The sequence below is a fragment of the Acidithiobacillus sp. IBUN Pt1247-S3 genome (genome assembly GCF_041146875.1).
Classification (GTDB): Bacteria; Pseudomonadota; Gammaproteobacteria; order Acidithiobacillales; family Acidithiobacillaceae; genus Igneacidithiobacillus.
The window spans coordinates 18,341-36,610 of the sequence record NZ_JBFRXP010000002.1; the positions used below are offsets into that span (position 1 = coordinate 18,341).

At 58.2% G+C, this 18,270-nt stretch carries 13 protein-coding genes, 1 tRNA gene and 1 pseudogene; 4 read left to right on the forward strand and 11 right to left on the reverse strand.

Annotation, left to right across the window (positions count from 1 at the left end; translation table 11 throughout):
* Window positions 1-2: 2 nt before the first annotated feature.
* The 11 genes and pseudogenes from metW to AB4090_RS02055 all read right to left on the reverse strand — a co-directional run bounded on the left by metW (window position 3) and on the right by AB4090_RS02055 (window position 12,347).
* The gene (metW, locus tag AB4090_RS02005) at window positions 3-611 is read right to left on the reverse strand and encodes a methionine biosynthesis protein MetW (RefSeq protein WP_369572189.1); all 609 of its coding nucleotides are present in this window, start codon (window positions 609-611) and stop codon (window positions 3-5) included.
* A complete protein-coding gene (locus AB4090_RS02010; protein WP_369572190.1) occupies window positions 608-1,759 on the reverse strand; it encodes a homoserine O-acetyltransferase in 1,152 nt (383 codons plus the stop codon). The genes metW and AB4090_RS02010 overlap by 4 nt, the downstream gene beginning before the upstream one ends.
* A 95-nt stretch (window positions 1,760-1,854) precedes the next feature.
* Window positions 1,855-2,538, reverse strand: coding sequence for a hypothetical protein (locus AB4090_RS02015; RefSeq protein ID WP_369572191.1), 684 nt, complete (start codon window positions 2,536-2,538; stop codon window positions 1,855-1,857).
* 16 nt (window positions 2,539-2,554) lie between these two features.
* Window positions 2,555-4,171 (reverse strand): ABC transporter permease, encoded by a 1,617-nt coding sequence (locus tag AB4090_RS02020; RefSeq protein WP_369572192.1) that lies wholly within the window; start codon window positions 4,169-4,171, stop codon window positions 2,555-2,557.
* On the reverse strand, window positions 4,168-5,145 hold the full coding sequence (locus tag AB4090_RS02025) for an extracellular solute-binding protein (protein ID WP_369572193.1): 978 nt from the start codon (window positions 5,143-5,145) through the stop codon (window positions 4,168-4,170). Before AB4090_RS02025 ends, AB4090_RS02020 begins: the two co-directional genes overlap by 4 nt.
* Window positions 5,142-6,248, reverse strand: coding sequence for an ABC transporter ATP-binding protein (locus tag AB4090_RS02030; RefSeq protein ID WP_369572194.1), 1,107 nt, complete (start codon window positions 6,246-6,248; stop codon window positions 5,142-5,144). The genes AB4090_RS02025 and AB4090_RS02030 overlap by 4 nt, the downstream gene beginning before the upstream one ends.
* Window positions 6,238-7,233, reverse strand: coding sequence for an OprD family outer membrane porin (locus AB4090_RS02035; protein WP_369572195.1), 996 nt, complete (start codon window positions 7,231-7,233; stop codon window positions 6,238-6,240). Before AB4090_RS02035 ends, AB4090_RS02030 begins: the two co-directional genes overlap by 11 nt.
* A 430-nt stretch (window positions 7,234-7,663) precedes the next feature.
* Window positions 7,664-7,801 (reverse strand): annotated as a pseudogene (locus tag AB4090_RS02040) (IS3 family transposase); the annotation flags it as partial.
* Between the two features lie 433 nt (window positions 7,802-8,234).
* Window positions 8,235-8,310: transfer RNA gene (locus AB4090_RS02045), tRNA-His, on the reverse strand.
* Between the two features lie 67 nt (window positions 8,311-8,377).
* Window positions 8,378-9,454, reverse strand: a complete 1,077-nt coding sequence (locus AB4090_RS02050) for a ribonucleotide-diphosphate reductase subunit beta (protein WP_369572358.1) — start codon at window positions 9,452-9,454, stop codon at window positions 8,378-8,380.
* A gap of 64 nt (window positions 9,455-9,518) precedes the next feature.
* A complete protein-coding gene (locus AB4090_RS02055) occupies window positions 9,519-12,347 on the reverse strand; it encodes a ribonucleoside-diphosphate reductase subunit alpha (protein WP_369572196.1) in 2,829 nt (942 codons plus the stop codon).
* Window positions 12,348-12,536: 189 nt separating this feature from the next.
* On the opposite strand from AB4090_RS02055, the gene tldD reads away from it, so the two are divergent.
* The 4 genes from tldD (at window position 12,537) to glmM (ending at window position 18,217) form a co-directional block, all read left to right on the forward strand.
* Window positions 12,537-13,979 carry a metalloprotease TldD gene (gene tldD / locus AB4090_RS02060; protein ID WP_369572197.1) on the forward strand — a complete coding sequence of 481 codons (1,443 nt, stop codon included), beginning with the start codon at window positions 12,537-12,539 and terminating at the stop codon, window positions 13,977-13,979.
* Between the two features lie 113 nt (window positions 13,980-14,092).
* On the forward strand, window positions 14,093-16,015 hold the full coding sequence (gene ftsH, locus AB4090_RS02065; RefSeq protein WP_369572198.1) for an ATP-dependent zinc metalloprotease FtsH: 1,923 nt from the start codon (window positions 14,093-14,095) through the stop codon (window positions 16,013-16,015).
* Window positions 16,012-16,857, forward strand: coding sequence for a dihydropteroate synthase (folP, locus tag AB4090_RS02070; RefSeq protein WP_369572199.1), 846 nt, complete (start codon window positions 16,012-16,014; stop codon window positions 16,855-16,857). Before ftsH ends, folP begins: the two co-directional genes overlap by 4 nt.
* A 7-nt stretch (window positions 16,858-16,864) precedes the next feature.
* Window positions 16,865-18,217 (forward strand): phosphoglucosamine mutase, encoded by a 1,353-nt coding sequence (gene glmM, locus AB4090_RS02075; RefSeq protein ID WP_369572200.1) that lies wholly within the window; start codon window positions 16,865-16,867, stop codon window positions 18,215-18,217.
* Window positions 18,218-18,270 lie beyond the last annotated feature (53 nt).

Here is an 18,270-nt window from a genome sequence, read left to right on the forward strand (position 1 = left end):
GCTCAGTCTGCCCGTGTGCATCGATACAGCGCCACTTCTCCGAGGAGGTTGGGCCAGATACGATTGCTCTGGGTGCTGCGACGGCGATCGTCCAACACCACGCGCTCGCGTACCTCGATGCGATTGTCGCGGCACAGCGCGTCGAAATCGCGAATGGTACATAGATGGATGTTGGGCGTATCGTACCACGAATGTGGCAAGACGTCGGTCATCGGCATACGTCCTTTTACGCCAAATTGCCAACGTGCGCGCCAATGGCCCATATTGGGGAAGGTGACAATGCCCTCGCGGCCGACGCGCAGCATCTCCAGCAATAGATCGCGGGGGTAGTATACCGCCTGCAGGGTTAGCGATAGCACGACGGTGTCTACGCTGCCGCTGGCAAATTGCCGCAGGCCACTGTCCAGGTCCTGCTGGATGACGGGGATCCCACGGCGCAATGCTGCTGCCACCCGTTCATCGTCTACCTCGATGCCGTACCCTTGGACCTGCTTTTCCTTCTGAAGATAAGAGAGAAGCTCGCCCTCCCCACAGCCTAAGTCGAGCACGCGGCTACCGGGCTGAATCCAGTCGGCAATGATTTGCAGATCGCGCCGTAATGCCTGGCTCATAATCCCAACTCCTCTGCCACGCGCTCCAGGTAGGCCTGCATCACCTTCAGGTACTGCGGAATGGGCAGCAAAAAGGAATCGTGACCGTGTTGCGCTTCGATCTCCGCGTAGCTGACATGAGCGCCCGCGGTATACAGGGCCTGGACGATCTCGCGCGAGCGCTCCGGCGAAAAACGCCAGTCGCTGGTAAAGCAAGCAACAAAAAACTTTGCCTGCACTTCGGCGAAGGCCGCTGCAAGGTTGCCCGCGTGAGCCGCCGCAGGGTCGAAGTAATCCAGCGCTTTGGTGATATACAGGTAGCTATTGGCGTCGAAGTGCTCGACAAAGCGGGAACCCTGATGGCGCAGGTAGCTTTCGACCTCAAAATCGATGTCAAAGCCGTAGGATAATTCCTTGCCCAGGCGTGTTTCCCGACCAAATTTTTTGCCCATGGCATCATCGGAAAGATAGGTGATGTGGCCGATCATGCGGGCCAGGGCGAGACCACGGCGTGGCTTGGTGTCGAACTGGTAGTAGCGACCTTGATGAAAATCTGGGTCGGTGATGATCGCTTGCCGACAGACGTCGTTGAAACCGATGTTCTGCGCGCTGAGTTTGGGAGCCGCAGCGATGGCTACCGCATGGCGCAGGCGATCGGGATAGTCGATGGCCCATTGCAGCACCTGCATGCCGCCCAAGCTGCCACCGACAATGGCCGCCCAGCAATCGATGCCGAGATGGTCACTGAGAGTGGCTTGCGTACGTACCCAATCGGCAACGGTGACCATGGGAAAGTCCATGCCCCAGGGTTCACCGGTTGCCGGGTTAATACTAGCGGGCCCAGTCGATCCCTTGCAGGAACCAATGAAATTGCTGCACACCACAAAAAAACGCCGGGTATCAATGGGTTTTCCGGGGCCGATCATGGTGTCCCACCAGCCGGGTTTCTTGTCCTCCAGGGACTGGTAACCGGCGGCGTGGTGATCCCCCGACAGCGCATGACAGATCAGGATGGCATTGCTGCGCGCGGCATTCAGCTCGCCATAGCACTCAAAGCGCAGTATATACCCAGGCAGGCTGCGGCCACATTCTAACAGTAATTCTTCGCTGACTTGCAGGTCCTGGTATTGCACCAGTCCTACGGAATCATCGGGTATGCGCTCCGGCATCAACGCCCCGCGTGCTAATTAGGAACGCTGAGTCTACTCAGGGGCTGTCCCGTGGACAAGCGCCGCAGCGCTTTCTGTGTTTTGGCCTCGGCCGCTTACTCCGGCTGGCCCCAGACGTTTTGCGGTAGCTTCGCGTATTTGCCGGTGTAGACCTGTTTTTGCATCTGGAAGGAAACAGGCACCGGATTGTTGCCCCGGTACCTGATGATCCAGAAGTAATCGAAGGTATGCTTGGGCCAGGTCTTGGGCACCCCGTGGAGCTGGTTCAGGTGCAGGAGCTGACGGAAGGTGACCTGTTGACCGGGGAAATGCTTTTCCAGCTTGGCACTGGCAATGCGCGCATGCTCCCAGAACACAATCACCACCTTGCCATCGTACTTTGGGTTATTGAGCAGGGCAGCGGCCGCCTCTTGCGTGCGCGTGGTCTCCTCCGCCTTCTTTTGTGCTTCCGTTTGCTGCCATTCGGGCACGGCGCTGTAGGCCGTTTCCGGCAGGCTCCAGCTCAGGCTGGTGGGTGTGGCGGTTTCGATGGTGTGCAGGGTCACGCTCATCACCGCCGCCGGTTTGACGCAATTGGGTAACAGGCTCTGACTGGCATCTTTGCCAAGGTAGACCTGGGCGATGGCGCGGGCGCGCTCTTCGCCGATCTTTGATAATCGGTACGGATTCACTTTTTCGCCATGGCGCAGAATGATGATTTCTGCTGGAACCGCCTGGGCGGCTACCGGGATGAGGCTGAGCAGGGGCAAGGCGAGTGCGGCGATCTGTATGGGTTTCATGTTGTTCTCCAATGCATTAACGGCGCAGGAGTAGGCTGCGTGCAAGCCCCAGGATCAGGGCGGAACTGAAAATACCAATCACCGACATGGCCATGCCATTGCCGATGATGCCTTGGCGAAAATTGCCATAAATGTACGTGGAAATGACCTGCGTTCCAGCTGGTTGCAACATGAGGGAAGCGACCAGTTCGCGCATGGACAGGGCAAAGACTACCGTAGCGCCGCCTACCAGCATCGGCCAGGCAATGGGAATCTGCACGCGCAACACATTGTAGAGTGGTGAGGCGCCATGCACGCGCCCGGCTTGCTCCAAACGCGGCGGAATCTGCGCCAGACCAGTGCGGGCATAACGCATGGCAAAGGGAAAGGTCACGGTGGCGTAGGCCACCGCCAGAATGATCGGATGCCCGAAAATCGGCAGCGTATTCCACGGGGCATTCCAGAACAGGATCATACCCACCGCCAGCACCACGCCGGGAATCGCCATGGGTAGGGTAGCAAAGAGATCTACCAAGGCGGCGATGCGCCCGCCGTGGCGGACGATATTGGCGGCGAGCAGGGCGGCAGCCATACCGGCTACTGCGACGCCTGCGGCAAGCTCAAGGCTGGTGAGCAAGGCAGCGAAGCCACTGGAATCATGGGACAACACATGCTGGTAGTGATGCCAGGTGAAATTTCCAGCCTGCAAACCGGCGGTAAGCGCCTTTTCTAAAGACACGACGACGACCGCCCCCAAAGGCAGGATGGTCCCAATCGAAGCAAAGGCGGCGAGCGGCAGGATAGACCAGAAGTATCGACGACTGCCGCGCCGTTGTTGAATCTGTCCGCGATTTTCTTGAACCAATGGCCGGTAAAGGAACCAGACCACAACACCCAAGGCGCAGAGCACCAGGCCAATGGCCGAAGCCTGCGGCAGATTCACTGGCCAGACATTGGTTGCCGCCTCGATACTGGTACTGAGTACCGAGATCCCCGCATAACCAGCCAGTAGCGCCGGCACACCGAATTCTGCGGAGGTGTCGAGGAACACCAGCAGGCCTGCCGCCGCCATAGCGGGCAGTAGGATGGGCAAAATCGCCAGGCGGAAGGCGCCAAGAACCCCAGCACCATGCACCCGCGCCGCTTGCCAGAGACGAAAGTTGCCGTTTTCAAGGCTGGCGCGCAGCATAATGTAGACCAATGGCGTGAGGTGCAGGGCCATGACCGCACCCATCCCCGCGAGGGAATAGAGAAAGTCTTCCAGAGGAGTGCCAAACAGATGGATGACCTGTTCGATCAAACCCACCGGACCCGCCAATAGGCTCCAAGCCTCGGCGGTCAAATACGGGGGAATGAGGAAGGGGATCAGAATTATGGCCTCCCACAACGGGCTGAGCCGCGGGGGAGCATAAAACATCAGTAGTGCCAGACCGAGCCCGAGAGGCAAGGCAAAGAGCACCGCGAAACCCGCCATCCCCAGGGTACCGAGGAGGGCGTGCAAAAAATGTTGGTCTACCCCGAGTTGCAGCAGGGCCGTGCCATGCTGCTGGTCAGCACTGGGTTGCAGTGCCTCATAGAGAATGGCTCCGAGGGGTGCCAAGACCAGCACCCCCAGGATCAGGTAGACCAATAAGTGATTAACAATGCGGCTCACTGGCCGAGGATTTCTTTCTTGAAACGCGCCAGAACTGCCGGTTGCGTTGCAGCCAGTTTTTTCCAGTCCACCGGAATGACTTTGAAGCTGCCGATCTTGGCCATGATGGGCTTGGCCGGAACGCCTTGCCGTGCGGGATAGAGGTTATTTTTCGCTACGAGCTTCTGCCCAGCGGGGGACATGGCAAAGTTGACGAATTCCTCTGCCAGTTTTTTGTCCGGCGCCGATTTCAAAATCAGAATCGGGCGCGGAATCATGATCGTACCTTCCTGCGGATAGACGAGATCGACGGAGTTTCCCTGGGCCTTTGCGGCAACCGCTGCGTGCCCCACACACTCCAACATGCCGCTGCGCTCGCCGGCGAGTACCGGCAAAAGGGCGGCATGGTTGGTACCGGGCCACACGGTGCCATTGGCCTTCAAGGCCGAGAGAAACTGCCAAGCCCGGTTACCGTATTGATCGACAAAGGCGGTCAGAAAGCTGGAAGCTGTACCCGACAACAAGGGGTTCGGAGCGGTGATGCGGTCTTTCCAGATGGGCTGCGTCAGATCGAACCAGCTATTGGGCAGCTTCGCACCCGCGGGCAGGGCCTTGGTGTTGAACACCATGGAAACCGTGTCCAGCCCGTAAGGCAGGAAAGGGGCGGGGGTTTGTGCCGGCTTGACCAGGGTCTTTTCGATGGCTGCCGGATGATAGGGGAAGACCATGCCCTTCTGTGCCAGATCCAGACCCGCGGACCAGCCTGCTACCATCACCACATCGGCGTGGGGGTGATTGGCCTCAGCCGCCAAACGCGCCATGACCTTGCCGGTGCTGGAGGTCCAGACTTCCACGTGGTCACCAGTCTTTTTGCTGAAATCCCGAGCCAAGGCCTTGGCCAGAGTCGCCGGCGCGGCGCTATAGAGAGTAAGGGTGGCGGCTGACGCCGAACTAGCAAAGGCCAAGCCGAGCAGGGTAATCAGTACGTGTTTCATGACAACTCCTCTTGTTTCGTAGCGGTTTGCGGGATGCACCAGCCATGTTGCGGGCGCAGTTTCCAGGTGCGGGGGCCAAGTGACCCGTCGCGGGAAAAGGCGAGCAGTTCCTGCCCATCGGTGCTGCGCAGGGCAAGAAGATAGCGACCATCGTGCCAATGGGCGTGGCGTGCCTCAGCTTTGGCGCCATCCCCTATTTCGCTCGTGTCGATTTCAATATCACTGGGGCGCAGCAGTAAGGTGGCACGGGTAGCGCCATTGAGCGCACTGGTGGCGGGGACTTGCAGGCGCTGCCCCTCCCAAAGGAGTAGGGCGCTGTTGCCGCGATGTTCGAGGACCGGCACCTGAATGCCGCGCACCGAGCCCCCCAAGCGTGCTACCGTGAGACTCGCCGGCCGCTGATATAAACCTTCTGGGGTGTCCCACTGCTCCAGGTGCCCCGCGTTGAGCACCCCCACGCGCTGCCCGAGGTAAAAGGCTTCGCCGGGATCGTGGGTGACATGCAGGGCGGTAATGCCCTCCTCGCGGAAGAGTCCATGCAGAAATTCCCGCAAGTTTTCCCGCACCCCATGGTCCAGGGCGGAAAGGGGCTCGTCGAGAAGGACGATGCGTGGCATGGCGATGATGGCGCGGGCAATGGCCACCCGTTGCTGTTGGCCACCTGAAAGCTCGTGTGGCCGGCGCTTGGCGGCAGCGGCGGGGATGCCCATACGTTCCAGAAGGGCATGGGCACGATTACGGTCGCGCGGCAGGCCACGTGCGCGTAGTGGATAGAGGACATTTTCGAGGATGCTCAGGTGTGGCCACAGGGCGGCATCTTGAAACACCATGCCAATGCCACGTTTTTCCGGGGCCAGCCAAGTACGATCATTGCTGACAGCCTGGCCGCAGATCTCGATGTGTCCGCGCTGCGGCCGCAAGAGGCCGGCGATTGCCGCGAGCAAAGTGCTCTTGCCGGAGCCAGACTCGCCCAGCAGGCAGGCGTAGCTGCCACTCTCCTGTTGCAGGCTTACACCCGCCAAAATGGGCCGCCCACCAAGTTCGACGCTGAGGCCTTGGATATCCAGTCCGATGGTTGACTGCGTTTGTACCTCAGAAGGCATATTGGAGCATTACCCGATTGTAGATGTAGCTATGCCCCTCGTATGCGGCGAGACCATTGTCGATAGCAACGCGATCACGAATGCTCAACCCTTTGACCTGCATTGGGAAATAAGTGAGGTCCAGATAGACGCCGTTGGTTTTTCCTTCGTAGTTGGTATCGAAGCGCGCGTAGCCAGCAAGAAAACGAATCTGTTTCTTCCAGGCGCGATAACTTGCCCCCAAGCGCCACGCATGTCCAGGACCAAAAGCGAGGAGGTTATTGGTCATAAAAGAAGCGTACATCGCTGTATAGTTCCCGTAGGGAGAAACGATCGCACCACCACCAAAGCTGTCGGCGCGCGGCGTCAGGGCGTTATAGGCAAAGAACAGATTGGCATGGGGAATTTTCACCCCAATTTTTGTTCCCCAGAGGGTGGCATTGACGGAGCCTTTCTGTCCAAATAACTTGGCGTGGTATTGTTGTAAAAATCCGTTGTTTTCCCATTCCCGCAGGTATTGCACGGCGACATAAGGAGTAAATGCAGTACTTGTATGCAGGCTATACTGCGCATCGCCGTAAAACATTTGCGCAAACTGATAGAAGTTGTAGTACCACGCAGCGATCTTGGCGCCATCTGCTTGATAGCGGGCACCAAAGGCTAAGGTTCCATTGCTGGCGGGCGTATCTTTGGGCAGTCCGACTTTCTTCACGCCGTAGAGGGGATCTTCATCATAATTGGTGGGATAGTAGAGGTTGTCGCGATAATAATTGTCCGATGTACGGCTCTTCCAACGGAAAATTCGCATACCTTCCAGGCGTAGCCCGGATACGGGCTCGGCCTGTAGGAAAATTCCCTGAAAAGTTTGCGGCAACATGCGCGAGTCGCGGGCACCCAGCCAGGGTGTATTGATAATCTGGTTGCCGACCCGCAGCAACAAGAGTTTGGGTAGCTGATACTGCAAGTACGCCTGACCCAGCGCATTGATCGAGGGTGCCCAGTGCATTTGCGGTAAAAAAGCTCACTCCGGCGCTAAAGCCCGCTAGGCTGCCAGTCTGGGCATTGAGGATGCCACCGAGGCTATAGGCATCGGCGTTCTCTGTATTCCCTGCGCCATACAGTTTGCTGAAATAATACGAGCGTACGACGCCGCTGACACGGCCATTCTGGATGATGCTGGCCAGTGTGTCGGCCTGAGCGCTACTGAGTACACCAGCGCCACTCAAAAGCAGCGCGGCTCCTACGGCGATTCGGGTATGTAGCATGATGCGCGGTCCTGTTCTGTAAAAATTCTTAGCCAGCATCATACCGTCGGAATGTGACAGAACTATGAACCTTTTATGAACTTTTTGTGACACCTATGGTGTCGCAACTCAGCATAGCGGATCAGGCTTGCACTGAAATGAGGTGTCCTGACAATAGTGGACACTGCTGCTTCAAGCGGCTGCTTTCCAGAAAGACTGGGCGAAGACAGCCGGTGCCAGGTAGCCGAGTCGTGAATGACGACGTTGGCGGTTGTAGAAAATCTCAATGTATTCCCGTATAGCGGCCTCCGCCTGGGAGCGCGTCGCATAGTCCTTCCCTCGAAGAGATGAGAGGGAACAGGGGGGCAAGGGATGTTTTCAACCAATGGCGGATACGGCATAGCTCTTGGCCTTGCCCCTTTTTGTGGGGGCTGTTTTCTACGGCGTACCGTTCCAAGGCCTCGCCCAATGTGGTGGTCTCGGCTTCTGAGCTATTACGCCAGATCCCCCGCACCATTTCCGCCTCGGTCACCTTGGCCCAGGCTTCGGCTTCGGTTCGGAATGTCCGCGCTTGGGCCGGAAAAGCGGACTTGCGGATTTTGGCTTGCCAACCAATCCGGGTTTCCGTCCACGTCTTTGCGTTCAAAGAATGTTGCCATGGGAGGGACGCCTGCGGGACAGTGGCTTACTTGGGCTTACTGTCCCTAAAAGCAAGCAGGCAAAGAACAAGGCTCCAGACTTTCGTCTAAGGCCTTGTTTTGTATGGGGTGACTGATGGGGCTCGAACCCACGACAACCGGAATCACAATCCGGGGCTCTACCGACTGAGCTACAGTCACCAAAGAAGCATAATGATAACGCCCAGAGGCCTGCCTTCGCAATATCTCTGGACGCAACCCCGGAAAATCAGTCCCAGCTCAGGGCACCACCGGTTTGATACTCGGTCACCCGGGTCTCGAAGAAGTTCTTTTCCTTCTTCAGATCCATCATCTCACTCATCCACGGGAAAGGATTTTGGATGCCTTCCCATTGCGGCTTGAGGCCAATCTGACTCAGGCGCCGGTTGCCGATGTAGTGGACGTAGTCCTTGAACATTGGTGCATTCAATCCCAGTACGCCGCGCGGCATGGTATCGTCGGCATAGGCGCATTCCAATTTTACGCCCTGCCGGATGAGGGCGATGATTTCCTCCTGGAACTCTTCCGTCCACAAATGCGGATTTTCGATCTTGATCTGGTTGATCAGGTCGATGCCAAAATTACAGTGCATGGATTCGTCGCGCAGGATGTACTGATATTGCTCCGCCGCGCCGACCATCTTGTTTTGCCGCCCCATGGCCAGAATCTGGCTGAAACCGACATAAAAGAACATGCCTTCCATGATCGTCGCAAAGACGATCAGGGAGCGCAGCAAAATCTGATCATTCTCCGTCGTGCCCGTTTTGAAATTAGGGTCGGCCAGGACCTCGATGAAGGGGATGAGGAAGTCATCTTTGGCACGCACCGAAGGTACTTCATGGTACATGTTGAAGATTTCGCCCTCGTCCAGGCCCAGAGACTCGACGATATACTGATAGGCGTGGGTGTGGATGGCCTCTTCAAAGCCTTGGCGCAGCAGGTACTGGCGACATTCCGGCGCCGTGATGTGGCGGTAGGTGCCGAGCACGATGTTGTTGGCGGCTAGGCTGTCGGCGGTCACGAAAAAGCCCAGATTACGCTTGACGATGCGCCGCTCGTCCTCGGTCAGGCCCTTGGGATCCTTCCACAAGGCAATATCCCGCGCCATCTGTACCTCTTGCGGCATCCAGTGGTTGGCGCAGGCCGCCAGATATTTGTCCCAAGCCCACTGATACTTGAACGGCACCAGTTGGTTGACGTCGGCTTTGCCATTGATGATGCGTTTGTCTTCGGCGCGCACCCGGGAGAAGCTGCTGGCCTGGATGCCCGTGTCGCCGCTCCCCGGCGTATCATGATAGGCAGGCATGGTCACGGACTTGGGTTTTTCCTCGATAAAATCAAGCATTCTAGTCTCCGGTTTTCGACCCGCCTTACTGGCAGGCCTCGCAGGTGGGATCGTCGATGGCGCAGGCCTTGAGGCTGCCGGGCACGGCGTTCAGGGTGCCCGTCTGCACCGTGGATTTCTCCGCCGCAGTCGCCCCCAAAGAGCGCAGGTAATACGTTGTCTTGATGCCGCGACGCCAGGCCAAGCGGTAGGTGTCGTCAATCTTCTTACCCGAGGGTTGGCCAAAATACAGATTCAGGCTCTGCGACTGATCCAGCCACTTCTGCCGCCGCGCCCCGGCCTCGATCAGCCATATTGGGTCGGTCTCGAAGGCATTGGCGTACAACGGCTTGAGGGCCGCCGGAATGCGGTCGATGGGCATTACTGAACCATCGAAGTATTTAAGGTCATTGACCATCACCTCGTCCCATAGGTCCAGGCGCTTGAGGTCCTCCACCAAAAACTGGTTGACCACGGTAAACTCGCCAGAAAGGTTCGATTTGACGTAGAGATTTTGATAGATCGGCTCAATCCCTTGGCTCACCCCAACAATGTTGGAGATGGTAGCCGTTGGCGCGATGGCGAGACAGTTGCTGTTACGCATGCCAGCGCGCACCTTCTCGCGCAGTCCTGACCAGTCGAGCTGCTGGCTGCGGTCGAGGTCAACCCCTTGGCTGCGGCTTTGGGCCAAAATCTCGATGCTGTCGATAGGCAGCACGCCCTGGCTCCACAACGAACCGGCGAAGCTCTGATACGCGCCGCGCTCACGGGCGAGGTCGGCGGAGGCATCGATGGCATGGTAACTGATCAGTTCCTGGCTGATATCGGCAAAGCGCACGGCGGCATCCGAAGCATAGGGGATGCGCAAAGCGAGCAGGGCATCGGAGAAGCCCATCAGACCCAGGCCCACTGGGCGATGGCGCAGATTGCTATTGCGCGCCTTGGCCAAGGCGTAGTAGTTGATGTCGATGACGTTATCGAGCATGCGCATGGCCACGCCAATGGTGCGTGCCAATTTCTCGCCATCGATACAGGCGAGGATCTGCTCCGCGCTCATCTCGCTATGTAGCACGAGCGGGTCCTGCCCCTCGGGGAGGCGCAAATGCGCGAGCAGATTTACCGAGCCCAAGTTGCAGACGGCGATCTCTTTATCGCTAGTGTTGAGGGTGATCTCAGTGCAAAGATTGGAGCTGTGCACTACCCCTGCGTGCTGTTGTGGGCTGCGCAGATTGCACGGGTCTTTGAAGGTGATCCATGGATGCCCGGTTTCAAAGAGCATGGTGAGAATCTTGCGCCAGAGTTGCAGCGCCGGTACGCGCTTGAAAACTTCGATAGTGTCGTTGTCGGCCATACGTTCGTAGGCCTCGTAGCGGGCGCGGAAGGCGTCACCAATCAGATCATGCAGGTCTGGTACATCATTGGGGCTGAACAGGGTCCAGTCACCACCTGCCTCTACCCGCTCCATGAAGAGATCGGGAATCCAGTTGGCGGTGTTCATGTCGTGGGTACGGCGGCGATCGTCGCCGGTGTTCTTACGTAGTTCGAGGAATTCCTCAATATCCATGTGCCAGGTTTCGAGGTAGGCGCAAACGGCGCCCTTGCGCTTACCCCCCTGGTTGACGGCAACGGCGGTATCGTTCACTACCTTGAGGAAGGGCACGACCCCCTGACTCTTGCCATTGGTACCCTTGATGTAAGAACCGAGGGCACGCACCCGCGTCCAGTCGTTGCCCAGTCCACCGGAATACTTGGAGAGCAGGGCGTTGTCCTTGATGGATTCGTAGATGCCGTCGAGGTCATCGGCCACGCTGGTGAGAAAGCAGCTCGACAACTGCGGACGCAGGGTACCGGAGTTGAACAGGGTAGGCGTGGAGCTAACGAAATCAAACTGTGAAAGCACCTCATAGAAGGCAATGGCCTGTTCCTCGCGTTCGATTTCCTCGCTGGCCAAGCCCATCGCGACGCGCATCCAGAAGGCCTGCGGCAGCTCAATGCGCCGCTCGCGGACATGCAAGAAATAGCGATCATAGAGGATCTGCAAGCCCAGATACTGGAAGTTCAGGTCGCGCTCCGGGTGCAGCGCCGCAGTGATGCGGTCGAGATCAAACTGCCCCAGGCGCGGGTCGATGAGTTCGTGTGCAATGCCGGTGGCGAGATAGTCGCGGAAGTATTCGCTATAGCGTGCGGTCATCTGCGCCTGGGTGCAGGGCTCTTCGAGCACTTCGCGGCGGATGCGGTCGAGGAGCAGCCGCGCCGAAACATAGGCATAGGCGGGATCGCGCTCGATGAGGATGCGACTAGCGAGGATAGGCGCCTGATAGAGCTCAGTCTCGCTGATCCCGTCGTACAAATTCTTGAGAGTGGACTGCAGGATCGCTTCTGGCGAAACCGCTGTGCCAAGTTCGGCACAGGCCTCTTCAATGACAGCGCGCAGCCGCTCGCGATCCAGGGGCTTGCTACTGCCATCGGTGTGGCGGACCTGCAATTCTGCACTGCTTTCCGTTGTCTGCTGGCGGCGCTGTGCACGCTCGCGTGCACGCTCTTCACGGTAGAGCACATAAGCGCGCGCTACCTCATGCTCACCAGCGCGCATGAGCGCCAGTTCCACCTGATCCTGAATATCCTCGATGTGAAACGTGCCGCCGCCCGGCTGGCGTCGCTCCAGCGCGCCGATCACTTGCCCCGTCAGGCGCGAGACTTGTTCGCGCACCCGCGCACTGGCGGCACCGCCACTGCCTTCCACGGCGAGGAAGGCCTTGGTCATGGCGACTTGGATCTTGCTGGCATCAAAAGTGACGAGGGAGCCATTGCGGCGAATGACGCGGTGATGAGAATCGGAATGGTCAGGGGTTATCGCTTGGGCAGTGCTGGGCATGTTGTCCTCCTTGGTGATCAGACACAAAATATAGTTATCAGACCCCCATTGTCAACACTATATATAGTGTTGACAAGCTGTGGATGACCTGGGGATTTCCGGTGTACGGATTTCTATAAAAACTTAGACTTGTTCTATATCCTTGTGCGGCGCATACTGCAAGCCAATGTTCAGTCGGAGAACCATGTCATGACGGAAAATGCCCTCGACCTTGCTCGGGAAAATCTGCTGCAACCGGCAGGGATTGACGAGGCGGCATTGGAGCGGATTTTCGCGCAACTCAGTCGTCGCGCTCTTGACGATGCCGATCTGTATTTTCAGTACAGTCGCAGCGAGGCGTTTAGCCTGGAAGAAGGCGTGGTCAAGTCTGGCAGTCATAGCATTCATCAGGGAGTGGGAGTGCGTGCCATTCAAGGTGAGCGCCAGGGCTTGGCCTATTCTGATGAAATCGCTGTGGAAGCCTTGCTGGGAGCGGCGGAGGCGGCGCGTAGTATTGTGCATCACCCCGGCGAGCAACGGGCCTTGCAGTGGCGCTCGCGTAGCGGCTTGCAGCTGTATCCCAACGTCGACCCTCTGGCCAGCATCGACAACCGCGAAAAGATCGCCCTGCTCGAGCGCCTGGAGGCGGCGGCGCGGGCAGCCGACCCGCGCGTCGCACAAGTCATGGCCAGTCTCGCGGCGCGTTATGAAGTGGTATTGGTGGCGCGTCTGGATGGCAGTCTGGCTGCCGATTTGCGGCCCTTGGTGCGCCTTAATGTCACGGTGATTGCCGAAGAGAATGGTCGGCGGGAACAGGGCAGTGCTGGTGGCGGCGGGCGTCATGACTATCGCGAATTTCTCGCCAGTGATGTGGCCGAGGGCTACGCCCGCGAGGCGGTACGGCAGGCGCTGGTCAATCTCGAGGCGGAGGCCGCTCCGGCCGGCAGCATGGAAGTGGTACTCGGCCCCGGTTGGCCGGGTATCCTGCTGCATGAAGCCATTGGCCACGGCCTAGAGGGCGATTTCAATCGCAAAGGTACCAGTGCCTTTTCTGGCCGTGTGGGACAGAGAGTGGCGGCGCCTGGCGTCACGGTGGTGGACGATGGCACTCTTGCCGGTCGGCGCGGTAGCCTCAATCTCGATGATGAAGGGCAGCCAACACAATGCACCGTGTTGATCGAGGATGGTATTTTGCGGGGCTATTTGCAGGACAGTCTCAATGCGCGCCTGATGGGCGTCGCCTCTACCGGCAATGGTCGCCGCGAGTCTTACGCGCACTTGCCCATGCCGCGCATGACCAACACCTATATGCGCAATGGTCAGCACGATCCGCAGGATATCATTGCCAGCGTTAAGAAAGGGCTCTACGCGGCCAACTTTGGTGGCGGCCAAGTGGATATCACTAGTGGCAAATTTGTCTTCTCGGCATCTGAGGCCTATCTGATTGAAAATGGTCGCATTACCCGCCCGGTGAAGGGCGCAACACTGATTGGCAACGGACCGGATGTGCTGACACGGGTTGAAATGATCGGCAACGACCTCCAATTAGATCCAGGAGTAGGTACCTGTGGCAAGGATGGGCAGAGTGTGCCAGTGGGTGTCGGGCAGCCGACGCTAAAAATTCGCGATCTCACCGTTGGTGGAACGCAGTAATGTGTCGTTACTCAACAGGGCACGCTATTGTCAGTTTCTAAGCAGAGGTCTAAGATCATACACATTGGGGTATTTTGTACCCAGTCTAAACTCCCGGTGGGGGAGGTGAGGGAATGAATAACGTTTTCAAAAACGTACTTTTGTGGGTGGCGATTGGGGTCATTCTCATTTTCGTCTTCCAGAATCTGAATTCGTCGAGTTCAACGCCAGCACAGGCGATGAACTTCTCGACTTTCGTCAATAGTGTGAAGCAGGGGCAGGTCTCTGACGTCACTATGGACGGTAACCATTTGACTGGGGCGCTTAGTTCCGGCCAGCAGTTCAGCGTCTACACCCCGCCCAACGATACGCAGTTGGTGCCACAACTGCTGGCGGCGGGCGTAAAGATTGACGTTAAGCCCCCACAAGGGCAGTCGCTGTTGCTGGCGCTACTCATTAACTGGTTCCCGATGTTGTTGCTCATCGCTGTGTGGATCTTTTTCATGCGGCAAATGGGTGGCGGCGGCGCGGGTGGCCGCGGAGCTATGAGCTTTGGCCGCAGCCGGGCGCGCATGCTCAGCGAAGAAAACAACAAAATCACCTTTGCCGATGTTGCGGGTATCGAAGAAGCCAAGGAGGAAGTGGCGGAAATCGTCGACTTTCTACGTGATCCCTCTAAGTTCCAACGCCTCGGCGGTCGTATCCCTAAAGGCGTGCTACTCATGGGCTCGCCTGGATCCGGCAAGACCCTGCTGGCCCGTGCCATTGCTGGCGAGGCCAAGGTGCCATTCTTCTCGATTTCCGGCTCGGACTTCGTCGAGATGTTTGTCGGCGTCGGTGCCTCGCGTGTACGTGACATGTTTGAACAGGCGAAAAAGCACGCCCCCTGCATCATCTTCATTGACGAAATCGACGCAGTGGGTCGCCAGCGCGGCGCCGGTCTTGGCGGCGGTAACGACGAGCGGGAACAGACTCTTAACCAGATGTTGGTCGAGATGGACGGTTTTGAGGGAACGGAAGGGATTATCGTCATTGCGGCGACCAACCGCCCCGATGTGCTCGACCCGGCGTTGTTGCGTCCCGGTCGTTTCGACCGTCAGGTGACGGTGCCGTTGCCGGATATTCGTGGCCGTGAACAGATTCTGCAGGTGCACATGCGCAAGGTGCCTCTGGCCCCTGATGTTGATGCCAAGATCATCGCACGTGGTACGCCCGGCTTTTCCGGTGCTGATCTCGCCAATCTGACCAACGAGGCGGCATTGATGGCGGCGCGCAAGAGCAAGCGCCTAGTCGACATGCACGACTTTGAGGACGCCAAAGACAAGGTGATGATGGGCGCCGAGCGCAAGTCGGTGGTGATGAGTGACAAGCAGCGCGAGACCACGGCGTATCATGAATCTGGTCATGCGGTAGTGGCCAAGTTGTTGCCGGGTACGGATCCCGTGCACAAGGTTACCATCATCCCACGTGGACGCGCCTTGGGCCTTACCATGCAGTTGCCTACAGAAGATCGCTTCAACTATGAGCGCCAGGAGATTTTGCACAATATCTCCATTCTCATGGGTGGTCGTATTGCCGAAGAGGTGTTTTTGAACCAGATGACCACCGGTGCCGGTAACGACATCGAACGGGCCACTGATTTGGCACGCAAGATGGTGATGCAGTGGGGTATGTCTACCATCGGCCCGATGGTGATCGGCGAGAAAGAAGAGGAGATGTTCCTCGGTCGGGAAATTTCCAAGCACAGCAGTGTCTCGGAACACACCGCGCAGACCGTGGACGAGGAGGTGCGGGGGATCATCCAGGAACGCTATCAGGTGGCGCGCAAGCTCATTGAGGAAAATCGCGACACGGTTGAGCATATGGCGCAGGCGCTGCTCAAGTTTGAGACCCTGGATGCCGGTCAGGTCAACGACCTTATGGCCGGCCATGATCCGCGTCCACCACAGGATACGAATCCCGGTATGCCAGCGGTCAGTGGTGGAGGTGTCGGCAGCCCCCCCGACCAACTGCCTGGTAATTTGCCCAAACTCAATCCCGGAGAGCATCCCGTTTGAGTTTGACCGTGGCGGAACAGCGACGCCCCTGGCTTCAGGGGCGTTCTTGTATTATGGGGATCGTGAATCTCACCCCGGATTCCTTCTCTGATGGCGGTCAATATGTGTCGGTGCCGGCGGCCCTGGCCCATGCCCGTCGCTTGTGGGAGGAAGGGGCGGATATTCTCGATCTCGGCGCCGAGTCGACGCGGCCGGGTGCGGCGGAAGTCCCGGTGCAGGTGGAGATCGATCGCTTGTTGCCGGCCTTGGCAGCGATCCGTGCCGAGATCCCCTTGCCGATTTCCATCGACACCCGCAAGGCGGTGGTGATGCGCGCCGCCCATGCCTTGGGCGCTACCCTCATTAATGACGTCAGTGCCCTGAGCTTCGATCCCGAGGCGCTGACAACGGTAGCGGAATTGGGGCTCGACGTTTGTTTGATGCACATGCGCGGCACGCCACAGACCATGCAGACCTTGACCAATTATGAAGATCTGCTCGGCGAAGTGACCCATTACTTGGCGGAGCGGCGAGATGCCTGTCTGCAAGCGAGGATTCCGGCGGAGTCCATTCTCCTGGATCCCGGCATTGGCTTTGCCAAGGATGACGCCGGCAATCTGACGCTGTTACGCCATGTCGACCAAATGGCCAGCCTCGGACAGCCCATTATGCTGGGGGTATCCCGTAAAGGGTTTTTGGGGCGCATGGCAGGGGCAGAAAAAGCGGAAGATCGTATGGGCGCTAGTGTGGCGGCGTTGCTCTGGACTTGGCGAAAGCATCGCGCTGCTGTCTATCGGGTGCATGATGTGGCTGCCACCCGCCAGGCAATCCGCATTTGGGAAGCATTGGAAGAAGCAGGATAAGAAGATAATGGCAAGAAAATTCTTTGGTACAGACGGCGTACGCGGTCGGGTAGGAGAAATGCCCATGCGTGCCGATTGGGTGTTACAGCTCGGCTGGGCTGCCGGTAAGGTGCTTACTCAAGGCGTATCGGGCAGACCCCGTGTCCTGATCGGTAAGGATACCCGTCTCTCCGGTTATCTCCTCGAATCCGCGCTGGAGTCGGGTCTTGCGGCGGCAGGCGTCGACGTGTTGCTGGTCGGTCCCCTGCCAACACCCGCGATTGCCTATCTCACCCGCACCCTGCGTGCGCATGCCGGCATTGTCATTAGTGCCTCGCACAACCCGTATGAAGACAACGGCATCAAGTTCTTTTCCGCTACCGGCTACAAGCTGCCCGATTCCGTAGAAGAGGCGATTGAGGCAGAGCTGGAGAAACCTATGGGTTGCGCCGCACCTGAAGCCCTGGGCAAGGCGCGCCGAGTCGACGACGCCGCTGGCCGTTATGTTGAATACTGCAAGACGACCTTTCCTGCTATGGCCGATCTACGTGGCTTGCGTATCGTCATCGATACCGCGCATGGTGCGGGTTATAAAGTGGCACCCATGGTATTCAGTGAACTGGGTGCACAAGTAGAAACGATTGGGGCGCAGCCTGATGGCATCAACATCAACGACGGCGTTGGATCGACCGCTCCGGCAGCAATCGTCGCTGCCGTGCAGGGGCGGCAGGCGGATATAGGGATTGCCCTAGATGGTGATGGTGATCGCGTTTTGTTGGTTGATGCGACTGGTAAGGTCTGGGATGGCGATGCCATCCTTTGGTTGCTTGCCCAAGCCTTCGCCGAACGTGGCGCACTGCCGGGGGTGGTCGGTACAGTAATGACCAATTTGGCGCTGGAAAAAGCGTTGTTGGAACGAAGTATTCCCTTCGTGCGCAGCGCCGTGGGCGACCGCTACGTATTGGAAGCCATGCAACAGATGGGGTACCCACTGGGCGGGGAGAACTCCGGGCACATCATCACCCCAGCAAATACCACCGGAGACGCTATTCTTGCCGCTTTGCAGGTGCTTGCTTTTCTGCAACAGCAAGGTAGCACCTTACATGAGTTGACGAACAGCCTGCAATTGTACCCCCAGGTCTTGCTTGGCTTGCGCCTGCCAGATGCGCGACAACAACTGGAACGCCATGACGTACAGCAATTGTTGCACCAGGCAGAAGCCGAACTCGCCGGGCGGGGGCGCCTTTTGGTGCGTGCCTCGGGCACGGAACCGCTGTTGCGTATTATGGTGGAAGCAGAGGAGCCAGGGGTGGCGCAAGCGCTGGCTGAAGACCTGCGGACGCAAATCGCCGCCTGCGTGGCTGAGGCAGTCGCAGTTTGACTGCATAGGACGAGGGTAAATTGACCCTTGCCGGGTGACTCTTTACACTCCTC

Coding starts and splice junctions, on each gene's coding strand:
- metW (WP_369572189.1), bottom strand. CDS start 611: ATGAGCCAGGCATTACGGCGCGATCTGCAAATCATTGCCGACTGGATT.
- AB4090_RS02010 (WP_369572190.1), bottom strand. CDS start 1,759: ATGCCGGAGCGCATACCCGATGATTCCGTAGGACTGGTGCAATACCAG.
- AB4090_RS02015 (WP_369572191.1), bottom strand. CDS start 2,538: ATGAAACCCATACAGATCGCCGCACTCGCCTTGCCCCTGCTCAGCCTC.
- AB4090_RS02025 (WP_369572193.1), bottom strand. CDS start 5,145: ATGAAACACGTACTGATTACCCTGCTCGGCTTGGCCTTTGCTAGTTCG.
- AB4090_RS02030 (WP_369572194.1), bottom strand. CDS start 6,248: ATGCCTTCTGAGGTACAAACGCAGTCAACCATCGGACTGGATATCCAA.
- AB4090_RS02035 (WP_369572195.1), bottom strand. CDS start 7,233: ATGCACTGGGCACCCTCGATCAATGCGCTGGGTCAGGCGTACTTGCAG.
- AB4090_RS02050 (WP_369572358.1), bottom strand. CDS start 9,454: ATGCCTGCCTATCATGATACGCCGGGGAGCGGCGACACGGGCATCCAG.
- AB4090_RS02055 (WP_369572196.1), bottom strand. CDS start 12,347: ATGCCCAGCACTGCCCAAGCGATAACCCCTGACCATTCCGATTCTCAT.
- tldD (WP_369572197.1), top strand. CDS start 12,537: ATGACGGAAAATGCCCTCGACCTTGCTCGGGAAAATCTGCTGCAACCG.
- ftsH (WP_369572198.1), top strand. CDS start 14,093: ATGAATAACGTTTTCAAAAACGTACTTTTGTGGGTGGCGATTGGGGTC.
- glmM (WP_369572200.1), top strand. CDS start 16,865: ATGGCAAGAAAATTCTTTGGTACAGACGGCGTACGCGGTCGGGTAGGA.